The organism is Streptococcus sp. k-402, assembly GCF_013277515.1.
Taxonomy (GTDB): Bacteria; Bacillota; Bacilli; order Lactobacillales; family Streptococcaceae; genus Streptococcus.
Genome location: NZ_VMNB01000005.1, coordinates 1 through 10406, shown reverse-complemented (window position 1 = coordinate 10406; position 10406 = coordinate 1). Strand labels below are relative to the sequence as shown.

Sequence of the window (10406 nt, the reverse complement as noted above, 5' to 3'; positions counted from 1 at the left end):
GATTTTCATTGAGTATCAGATTTAAGAAATTAACTTCCTCGTCTCCAGAAAATCGCTAAGACAATCATGGAACCTAGTACTGCCGGAATAATGGCAGTTCCTGCTATTATCGGTCCCCAAGTCCCAAAAAGCAAATGGCCTATAAAGGCACCAATCCATCCGAGAAACATTTTCCCAAAACATCCCATTCGCTCTCCACGATTGGTCAGAGTACCTGCTAAAAATCCCACTAGGAGACCAACAAACATACTTCCTAACATATTATCTCCTTAATTTGCCCAATCTCCATTACGGAAGAGTGGTACACGTGTCCCATCCTCACGGATACCATCGATATCCATTTGGTTAGAACCAATCATAAAGTCTACGTGAACATCTGAACGATTAAGCCCCGCGGCTTCAAGCTCCTCTTCGCTCATCTCCGCTCCACCAACTACGCTAGTCGCATAGGCTGCACCGATAGCCAAGTGATTTGACGCATTTTCATCGAAAAGGGTGTTAAAGAAGGTAATGCTTGACTGAGAAATTGGGCTTGGATCTGGTACCAAGGCACATTCACCCAAGGCACGCGCACCCACATTTTCAAAGACAAGGTCTTTCATGACCTGATCACCCTTCTCAGCAGTGATGTCAACGATTTGTCCATCCTTAAAGGTTACCTTAATACCTTCGATGATATTTCCGTTATAGCTAAGCGGTTTTGTAGAAGTGACATAACCATCTGCACGACGGAAGTCAGGCGCTGTGAAGACTTCCTCTGTCGGCATATTTGGCAAGAATACTTCGCCCTGTGCATTGATAGCACCAGCTGATTCCCAAACATGGTTTTTCGGCAAACCAAGTGTTAAATCTGTTCCTGGCGCTGTGTAGTGAAGGGCTGAAAATTGCTCTTCATTGAGCATATCTGCCTTGCTCTTGAGGATAGCTGCATGCTCTTCCCAAGCCTTAACAGGATCTGCTTCGTAGACACGACAAGTTTTGAAGATTTGGTCCCAAAGGAGATCGACTGCTTCTTCGTCGCTCGCAGCATTTGGAAAGACTTTCTTAGCCCACTCAAGTCCAGCAGCAGCTGCTACAGTCCAGCTAACCTTGTTGGATTGCGTTGCGATTCGCATTGGCTTCATGGCAAGTCCCATAGCTTTAGCAGAAGCTGAAAGCTTATCAGCGTCCACTCCGTTCAAGGCACCTGGATCAGATGAACGAACTCCAAGACGGCTAGCCTTGTTCTCCAAGAGATAGTTCATCTCAGCAATCTTGTATTCTGGCACATTGTCCAAACGCTCCATCGGGGCATGGAGGAATTTCTCACGGTTAATGACATCATCTGTCCACTGAACGATGACCTCATGCGCACCCAAGACATAAGCTTCTTTCACGATTAGATGTGCCAATTCACGTTGCTCCACATCAATAGAGAGAGCCAAAGTGTGACCAGGTTGCACGTTAATTCCGTTCGCAACCAACAATTTCGCATATTTTTCTAGATTTTCTTTAAAATTTGGTAAAACCATCCTGTTTTCTCTTTTCTATTTTTATTTTTCTTTCAAAGCAGAAAAGATTCCCGCTAAAGCAATAGCACCTGACAAGAGTGCTGTCGATAGAAGAATTGTACGATCAGCAAGTTCTAATTGATATTCAAACACCTTCTTAGCCGGCTTATCTTCCGCAAATATTCTTAGTTTCATGAAATGTCCTTTCTTATTCTTCATGCTCTCCTAGGTAGAGGCGTCGTGCCTCTGGACTATTTGTGAGGATATCTATATAGGTTTCATAGTCATCAGGTAGAGGCTTTCCTAAAGAGATATCTTGTTCTGGATTTATATTTTTCCCATAAAGAAAGCAAAGATAGAGACGTTCGTTGAGTGTTGGAAATACTTCAATAGACATAAATTCAGCCTGACCTACCCGATCCCAATCCTGTTCTTTGATATCTGGTATGATATAAGCTTGGAAAAGTCCCATAAGTGGATTATCTTCTGGTTGTCCACTGTCCTTATCCGCCAGAACCAAAGAACAACGTCTACTAAAACCAGCAAGTTGGCGCTCCCTTCCCTTTACCGAAACAGTAATAGGATGTCCTCCAATATGGCTATAAATCCATTCTTTAGGCAGTTCATAATCTAACAGGGGGGTAACTTCTTTGACAATCGCTACAGGACTATAGCGTAGAAACTGGCGAGTAACAGCCTTACAAAAGAGGATATCTTCCTCTTTCAAGGTCACTCCCTTCCAGTTATTTTCCTCATTAAAATGGTTGAAAAATACCAGATAGGGATCACGCACCATTTGTGCTAAGATATAAACGCCATTTCGTAAACATATAGAAATAACTTTCCCTGATTTCCAGGGTGTTGCTCTTTTTTTCTTTTCCATCATGATACAACCTCAAACCTACACAAGACATTTCAAACTTTTAAAACAACTCATCAAACAAACTCAACTGGTTATCCTCTGGCATATTGCCCAGAATCCCCATTTCATCCATCTTTTCAACCAAGGTTGATGAGAGCCCACCACGCTTGCGCAATTCTGTTTTAGAGAGGAATTCTCCCTCTTCACGCGATCGCACCAACTGCTTAGCAACGTTCTCTCCCAGACCATCCATTGCTACAAATGGCGGAATGAGGGTATCCCCATCGATAAGGAACTCTGTCGCCTGACTACGATAGAGATCGAGTTTGCCAAACTTGAAACCACGTTCCCACATTTCATTGACAATCTCAAGAGTTGTATAGAGGTCAATCTCCACATTAGAGGCCTCATTGTTCTTCCGTTTTTCAGAGATTTCTTCCATTCTGCGTTTGATGGCATCCAAGCCCGCACCCATGGTCTTGATATCAAAAGCCTTAGCACGAATGGAGAAGTAAGCACAGTAGTAATAAATGGGATGGTGAACCTTGAAGTAAGCTACACGCAAGGCCATCATAACGTAGGCTGCCGCATGGGCTTTAGGGAACATGTACTTAATTTTCCCACAGGACTCGATATACCACTCTGGCACCTTATTGGCCTTCATGGCTTCAATGTAGCCATTTCGCTCCTCTTCGGAAATCTTGAGCCACAAGCCCTTACGTACCCGTTCCATAATGGTAAAGGCCATCTTAGGTTCGAGACCGGCATGCATGAGGTAAACCATGATGTCGTCCCGACAACCGATAACGGTTGATAGGTCCGCAATTCCTTGCTTAATCAGATCCTGAGCATTTCCCAACCACACATCGGTACCATGGGACAGACCTGAGAGCTGAAGCAGCTCTGCAAAAGTCGTCGGATGCGTCTCATCTACCATCCCACGTACAAAGTTGGTTCCAAACTCTGGAATTCCCAGCATACCCGTCGGTGTTCCGATTTGTTCAGGAGTTACCCCTAGCACATCTGTCCCTGAAAAGAGGGCCATCACGCCTTCATCATCCATAGGGATTTCATTAGGATCGATCCCAGACAAGTCCTGGAGTTTTCGAATCATGGTCGGATCATCATGTCCCAGTACATCAAGTTTAAGGACGTTCTCATCAATATCGTGGAAGTTAAAGTGAGTCGTCTGCCATTCAGCCGTCACGTCATCCGCTGGATACTGAACAGGCGTGAAATCATAGACATCCATGTAGTTCGGAATAACAACGATTCCCCCCGGGTGTTGTCCTGTTGTCCGCTTGACACCAGCAGCACCTTGAGCGAGGCGTTCTACCTCTGCATCACGATAAAACTTGCCATAGTCCCGCTCGTAACCCTTGACAAAACCATAGGCAGTCTTGGCAGCCACCGTACCAACCGTTCCTGCACGGAAGGCATATTCCTCACCAAAAATATCGCGTACATCCAAGTGGGCGCTAGGCTGGTCTTCTCCCGAGAAGTTCAAGTCAATATCGGGAACCTTGTCCCCATCAAAACCAAGGAAGGTCTCAAACGGAATATCCTGCCCATTTTTGCTGAGTTTGTGACCACAGTTTGGACAGTCCTTATTGGGCATATCAAAACCTGAACCATAAGAACCATCTGTGATAAACTCACTGTACTGACACTGACCACAGACATAGTGAGGAGAGAGAGGATTGACCTCTGTAATCCCAATCATGGTCGCAACGAAACTGGACCCAACAGACCCACGAGAACCAACCAAGTAGCCCCGTTCATTGGAACGTTGCACCAGCATCTGGGAAGCTAGATAAATCACAGCAAATCCATTCCCCAGAATAGAGGTTAGTTCTTTTTCAATCCGCAAATCAACGATATCTGGTAGCGGATTTCCATAAATCTCAAAAGCTTTCTTATAGGTTAACTCAGCGACCGTTTCTTCCGCCTTGTCGATGAAAGGCGTGTACAAGTCACCCTTAACAACCTCAACAGGTTCAAAGATTTCTGCCAAGGCATTGGTGTTTTCAATAACCAATTTGCGAGCTAATTCCTCTCCCAAGAAGGCAAATTCATCCAACATCTCATTAGTCGTTCTAAAATGAGCCTTTGGAAGAGGAGCTGGTTGGGCATGCTCACCGTGACCAATGGTACGGTTAATTATCGCTCCCTGACCCAAACTACGAACAATAATTTCACGATAAATTTCTTCTTCCGGTTCGATATAGTGGACATTTCCCGTAGCCAGAACAGGCTTACCAAGACGGTCTCCCACTTCTATCAAACTTTTGATAATGGTCTGGAGTTCCTCCATATCCTTGACCTGCTCCTTGGCAATCAAGGGGGCATAGATAGCTGGTGGCATGACCTCGATAAAGTCATAATACTTGGCCACCTCAACCGCCGCATCCACACCTTGGGAAACAACCGCATCAAAAACTTCACCTTCTGAACAGGCTGACCCTAAAATCAAGCCCTCCCGATGGGCATCTAAAACCGTTCTCGGAATCCGTGGAACTCCTTCAAAGTACTTAGTGTTAGACAAGGAAACCAGCTTAAAGATATTTTTTAGACCTACCTGATTCTTGACATAGATGGTCGCATGTTTAATCCGAGCTTTTTTATAAGAATCTGGACTAATCAAATCAATGTTGAGTCTAGCTAGATCGGTCACACCATGTTTTTCTGCTACCTCTTTGATAAAGATAAAGAGCAGACGACCAGTAGCTTCCGCATCGTAGTTGGCCATGTGGTGGTGTTCTAAGGCCACACCAAAACGCTTGGTCAAAGGTCCCAAACCATGACGTTTATACTCAGGATAGAGGTTTCTAGCAAACTCCAGCGTATCAATAACTGGTTGAGTAATCTTAGGCAGACCATGACGCTCATAGTTGGCATTCATAAAGCCAACGTCAAAGGTCGCATTGTGGGCAACTAGGACAGTATCATGGCAAAATTCTTGGAATTCTTGCAAAACTTGTTCCAGTGGCTTGGCATTTTTGACATGATCATCTGTAATTCCAGTCAACTCCGTGGTAAAGGCTGACAAGGGATGCCCAGGATTGATAAATTCATCAAATTCAGCAATGACATTCCCCTTGTACATCTTAGAGGCCGCAACCTGAATCAAGTCATTATAGATGGCTGATAAACCCGTCGTTTCCACGTCAAAAACCACGTAGGTCGCTTCTGACAAGTCCATCTCCACTTCGTTATAGACGATAGGGACACGGTCCTCCACGATATTGGCTTCCATCCCATAGATCAGCTGAATTCCCGCTTTCTTGGCAGCCTTATAGCCGTGTGGGAAGGACTGAACATTGCCATGGTCCGTGATGGCAACCGCCTTGTGTCCCCACTTAGCAGCTGTCGCAACGATTTCTTCAACCTCTGGTAGAGCATCCATAGTCGACATGTTAGTATGAGCGTGAAACTCAACCCGACGCTCACCTTCTGGCATCAAATCCTTGCGCTCATAGTGAACAACTTCCTGCACATCCTGCACGTTCATGGTCAAATCGCGTGTGAAGTTATTCATCTCCACATTCCCACGAACTCGGAGCCAAGAATTTTTCTTAATTAGATCAAATTTCTGAGCCTCTTCCTCGTTCTTAACCCACTTTTGCATCGAAAAACTGGAAGTGTAGTCTGTCATTTTAAAGTTAATCAAAACACGACCTGTTCTAGTCACTTTTTGCTCTACATCAAAAACAACCCCTTCAAAGACCAGACGGTTTTCCTCCGTCGTCACTTCGATCATAGGAGTAATCTCCGCCTTATCCAGCTTGGGTTTAGCTGCAGCTTTTTTGGCTTGAAAATCAAAGGCTGGTTTCTCTTCAGCTGGAGGTGGTGCCATCTGTTCCAGTTGTTCCATAGCACGAAGCGCTTCCTCATTGGCAGCTTGAACAATCTGCTCATTTTCAGTGTGAAAGGCCTCTTCCTGCTCTTGGGTCAACACATCATTCTTCTCTACTTGACAGTTAAAAGTTGGAAAGCCAAATTTTTCAAGTTGTTTGGCTAAATTAGGAAGGTGATTTTTCTTAAAATGTTCCTTATCAATCGCCTCTGAGCCCTCAATAAAGAGTTGATTGCCCTCCGCACGAACTCGCAAATTCTGATAAAGGGACCTAAAACCTTGACTAGCACATGGCCCCTCAGAAAAAGCCTCCCTATAGTAGGCCTGCAAAAGCTGGTTTGAAAATTCTTGAGAGCGAGCCTTGATTTCAAAAACAGCTTTATTGCCTGTCTTAGAAAATTCTTCCCTCAAACCTTTTTTTAATTCTAAAAAGATTTCAATCGGTAAAATATTAGAAAATACGAAATGAAACTCCCATACCTTACTAATTTTATGAACCACAACTCGCTCAATATCGGCCTGTGCTAAAGCAGGAGCCTGTCTCATTTCAGCAGGCATCCCCAGTTGATTCATCAAAATTTCAAAACTATTTGACATTCATTTTCCTCACATTATTCTCCTACTATTTTACCATACTTAGAGGTGTTTTCTAAAGACAAAAGGAAGCCACTAAGTGACTTCCTTCTAGAGTGAGGACTGATTAGTCTTCACCTTTGTTTTTCTTAATGATTTCTTCTTGTACTGACTTAGGTACATCTTCGTAGTGGTCAAATACCATCATGAATGTACCACGTCCTTGAGATGCAGAACGAAGAACTGTTGCGTAACCGAACATTTCAGCAAGTGGAACGTAAGCACGAACGATTTGGCTGTTACCGTGTGCTTCCATACCATCTACACGTCCACGACGAGCAGTTACGTGACCCATAACATCACCAAGGTTTTCTTCTGGAACAGTGATTGTTACAAGCATCATTGGCTCAAGGATAGCTGGTTGTGCTGATTTAGCAGCTTCTTTAAGAGCAAGTGAAGCCGCGATCTTGAAGGCAGTTTCAGATGAGTCGACATCGTGGTATGAACCATCGTAAAGCTTAGCTTTAACGTCAACCATTGGGTAACCTGCAAGAACTCCGTTAGCCATAGATTCTACCAAACCTTTTTCAACCGCTGGGATAAATTCACGAGGAACCACACCACCGACGATTGCGTTTTCGAATTCGAATCCTTTACCTTCTTCGTTTGGAGTAAATTCAATCCATACATCACCGAATTGACCTTTACCACCAGACTGACGTTTGAAGAATCCACGTGCTTGAGTAGAAGCGCGGAATGTTTCACGGTAAGATACTTGAGGAGCACCTACATTCGCTTCAACTTTGAACTCACGACGCATACGGTCAACAAGGACGTCAAGGTGAAGCTCACCCATACCAGAGATAACTGTTTCACCAGTTTCAACATTTGTTTCAACGCGGAATGTTGGATCTTCTTCAGCCAATTTTTGAAGGGCGATACCCATCTTGTCTTGGTCAGCTTTAGATTTTGGCTCAACCATCAATTGGATAACTGGTTCTGGAACGTTGATTGACTCAAGGATGATTTTAGCTTTTTCATCTGTCAATGAGTCACCAGTTGTAGTATCTTTCAAACCAACGGCAGCAGCGATATCACCTGAATAAACAGTGTCGATTTCTTGACGGCTGTTAGCGTGCATTTGAAGGATACGTCCGATACGTTCACGTTTACCTTTAGAAGTGTTCAATACGTATGAACCTGATTGAAGAACACCTGAGTAAACACGGAAGAATGTCAAACGACCTACGAATGGGTCAGTCATGATCTTGAAGGCAAGAGCTGCAAATGGCTCTTCATCAGATGCTGGACGAGTTTCTTCAGCATCTGTATCTGGGTTAATACCTTTGATTGCTGGGATGTCAAGTGGGCTTGGAAGGTAGTCGATAACCGCATCAAGCATCAATTGAACACCTTTGTTCTTGAAGGCAGAACCACACAATACTGGGAAGAATTCAACGTTGATAGTCGCTTTACGGATACCAGCTTTCAATTCTTCGTTAGTGATTTCTTCACCTTCGAGGTATTTCATCATCAATTCTTCGTCAGTTTCAGCAACTGCTTCGATCAATTTTTCACGGTATTCTTGAGCTTGGTCAAGGTATTCAGCTGGGATGTCTTCTTCAAGGATATCTGTACCAAGGTCATTAGTATAGATTTCAGCTTTCATCTTGATCAAGTCGATGATACCACGGAAGTCATCTTCAGAACCGATTGGCAATTGGATTGGGTGTGCATTTGCTTGAAGACGATCGTGAAGTGTGCTTACAGAGTAAAGGAAGTCAGCACCGATTTTGTCCATTTTGTTGGCAAATACGATACGTGGAACTCCATACTCAGTTGCTTGACGCCAAACTGTTTCAGTTTGAGGCTCAACACCTGATTGTGAGTCAAGAACGGTAACCGCACCATCCAATACACGAAGAGAACGTTGTACTTCGATTGTGAAGTCCACGTGTCCTGGTGTGTCGATGATATTTACGCGGTGGTTGTTCCATTGAGCTGTTGTCGCAGCAGATGTGATAGTGATACCACGCTCTTGCTCTTGCTCCATCCAGTCCATTTGCGACGCACCTTCGTGAGTTTCACCGATTTTGTGGATTTTACCAGTGTAGTAAAGAATACGCTCAGTAGTTGTTGTTTTACCGGCATCGACGTGAGCCATGATACCGATATTACGAGTTTTTTCAAGTGAAAATTCGCGTGCCATGAGGTTTGTTTCTCCTATTTATTTTTGATTTCTATTCTATTATAACACGATTTTAATAAAAACGGATAGGCAGGACCTACCCGTTCTCAATGTTTTCATGCTATTGTTGGTTTCAACTTGTAGATTTACAAGTTGAATTGAACTCGGGCTAAAAGCTCAGAAAATAGATAAGCTCTCTTAGAATCTTCGATTCTTCGTCAAGCTTCCTAATTTTCAGTCGCTTTTTTAACGCCTTTAGTATCTTAATCTTACCAACGGAAGTGTGCGAATGCACGGTTAGCTTCAGCCATACGGTGAGTGTCTTCACGTTTCTTAACAGCTGCACCAGTGTTGTTAGCAGCATCCAAGATTTCTTTTGCAAGACGGTCTTGCATTGTGTGTTCACCACGAAGACGAGCGATTGTTACCAACCAACGAAGTCCAAGTGTTGTACGACGTTCTGGACGAACTTCAACTGGGACTTGGTAGTTAGAACCACCAACACGACGTGCACGTACTTCAAGTACAGGCATGATGTTTTCCATAGCTGTCTCAAATACTTCAAGTGCATCGTTGCCAGTAGCTTCTTTGATTTGCTCAAAAGCACCGTAAACGATTGAAGCAGCTGTACCACGTTTACCGTCAAGCATAACGCGGTTGATAAGACGAGTAACTAGTTGTGAATTGTAAAGCGGATCTGGCAATACGTCACGTTTTGGAGCTCTATTTTTACGACTCATTTCTCTTTATCCCCTTTCCTTATGCTTTTGGACGTTTAGTACCGTATTTAGAACGGCCTTGTTTACGATCGTTAACACCTGCAGTATCAAGTGCACCACGGACGATATGGTAACGTACCCCTGGAAGGTCTTTTACACGTCCACCGCGAAGAAGCACCACGCTGTGCTCTTGCAAGTTGTGTCCGATACCTGGGATGTAGGCAGTAACTTCGATAAGGTTGCTCAAACGTACACGAGCGAATTTACGAAGGGCTGAGTTAGGTTTTTTAGGTGTCATTGTTCCAACACGAGTTGCAACACCACGTTTTTGTGGTGAAGAAACGTTTGTTTGAACTTTTTTATGACTGTTGTAACCAACGTTCAAAGCTGGTGATTTAGATTTTTCTACTTTTGATTTACGCGGTTTGCGAACCAATTGGTTAATTGTAGGCATCTACATTCTCCTGTGTTTTTTATTTTTGGTGATGATACACTTGGTGACAGCTATCATCTGTGTGTACTTTTGCAACATTTGTCAGCACGTCCCTGTACACTCTTGAGAGACCAAAAGTAAAAAGTACCGTCTGTTATTGTAACAAAATTTTCCCTTGCTTGTCAAGATATTTTTCTTTTTTATTGGTAATCTTTTCACTGGCTAACTTCTCAAAGTAACTTCCACTTGCCTAACCAAAGTGGAACTTAGTCTAAAACGGATTTT

8 protein-coding genes are annotated in these 10406 nt (G+C 43.7%); all 8 read right to left on the bottom strand.

Going from position 1 to position 10406, the window contains the following annotated elements:
- Window positions 1-29: 29 nt before the first annotated feature.
- The 8 genes from HT724_RS04360 to rpsL all read right to left on the bottom strand — a co-directional run bounded on the left by HT724_RS04360 (window position 30) and on the right by rpsL (window position 10142).
- Window positions 30-260, bottom strand: coding sequence for a GlsB/YeaQ/YmgE family stress response membrane protein (locus HT724_RS04360; protein ID WP_000901572.1), 231 nt, complete (start codon window positions 258-260; stop codon window positions 30-32).
- 9 nt (window positions 261-269) lie between these two features.
- Window positions 270-1511 (bottom strand): aminopeptidase, encoded by a 1242-nt coding sequence (locus HT724_RS04355; protein ID WP_173275164.1) that lies wholly within the window; start codon window positions 1509-1511, stop codon window positions 270-272.
- A gap of 21 nt (window positions 1512-1532) precedes the next feature.
- Window positions 1533-1709, bottom strand: coding sequence for a hypothetical protein (locus tag HT724_RS04350; RefSeq protein ID WP_173275156.1), 177 nt, complete (start codon window positions 1707-1709; stop codon window positions 1533-1535).
- Window positions 1699-2376, bottom strand: a complete 678-nt coding sequence (locus HT724_RS04345) for a hypothetical protein (protein ID WP_173275161.1) — start codon at window positions 2374-2376, stop codon at window positions 1699-1701. The genes HT724_RS04350 and HT724_RS04345 overlap by 11 nt, the downstream gene beginning before the upstream one ends.
- A 37-nt stretch (window positions 2377-2413) precedes the next feature.
- On the bottom strand, window positions 2414-6805 hold the full coding sequence (locus tag HT724_RS04340) for a PolC-type DNA polymerase III (RefSeq protein ID WP_173275158.1): 4392 nt from the start codon (window positions 6803-6805) through the stop codon (window positions 2414-2416).
- A gap of 103 nt (window positions 6806-6908) precedes the next feature.
- Complete coding sequence (gene fusA, locus HT724_RS04335; protein WP_000090345.1) at window positions 6909-8990, bottom strand: elongation factor G; 2082 nt, start codon at window positions 8988-8990, stop codon at window positions 6909-6911.
- Between the two features lie 248 nt (window positions 8991-9238).
- Window positions 9239-9709: a 30S ribosomal protein S7 gene (gene rpsG, locus HT724_RS04330; RefSeq protein ID WP_000087873.1), complete on the bottom strand. Its 471-nt coding sequence runs from the start codon at window positions 9707-9709 to the stop codon at window positions 9239-9241.
- A 19-nt stretch (window positions 9710-9728) separates the two neighbouring features.
- Window positions 9729-10142: a 30S ribosomal protein S12 gene (rpsL, locus tag HT724_RS04325; RefSeq protein WP_001142332.1), complete on the bottom strand. Its 414-nt coding sequence runs from the start codon at window positions 10140-10142 to the stop codon at window positions 9729-9731.
- Window positions 10143-10406: the final 264 nt, after the last annotated feature.

Bases quoted from the DNA above. Each gene is read 5' to 3' on its own strand.
- HT724_RS04360 (WP_000901572.1), bottom strand. From the start codon at position 260: ATGTTAGGAAGTATGTTTGTTGGTCTCCTAGTGGGATTTTTAGCAGGT.
- HT724_RS04355 (WP_173275164.1), bottom strand. From the start codon at position 1,511: ATGGTTTTACCAAATTTTAAAGAAAATCTAGAAAAATATGCGAAATTG.
- HT724_RS04350 (WP_173275156.1), bottom strand. From the start codon at position 1,709: ATGAAGAATAAGAAAGGACATTTCATGAAACTAAGAATATTTGCGGAA.
- HT724_RS04345 (WP_173275161.1), bottom strand. From the start codon at position 2,376: ATGATGGAAAAGAAAAAAAGAGCAACACCCTGGAAATCAGGGAAAGTT.
- HT724_RS04340 (WP_173275158.1), bottom strand. From the start codon at position 6,805: ATGTCAAATAGTTTTGAAATTTTGATGAATCAACTGGGGATGCCTGCT.
- fusA (WP_000090345.1), bottom strand. From the start codon at position 8,990: ATGGCACGCGAATTTTCACTTGAAAAAACTCGTAATATCGGTATCATG.
- rpsG (WP_000087873.1), bottom strand. From the start codon at position 9,709: ATGAGTCGTAAAAATAGAGCTCCAAAACGTGACGTATTGCCAGATCCG.
- rpsL (WP_001142332.1), bottom strand. From the start codon at position 10,142: ATGCCTACAATTAACCAATTGGTTCGCAAACCGCGTAAATCAAAAGTA.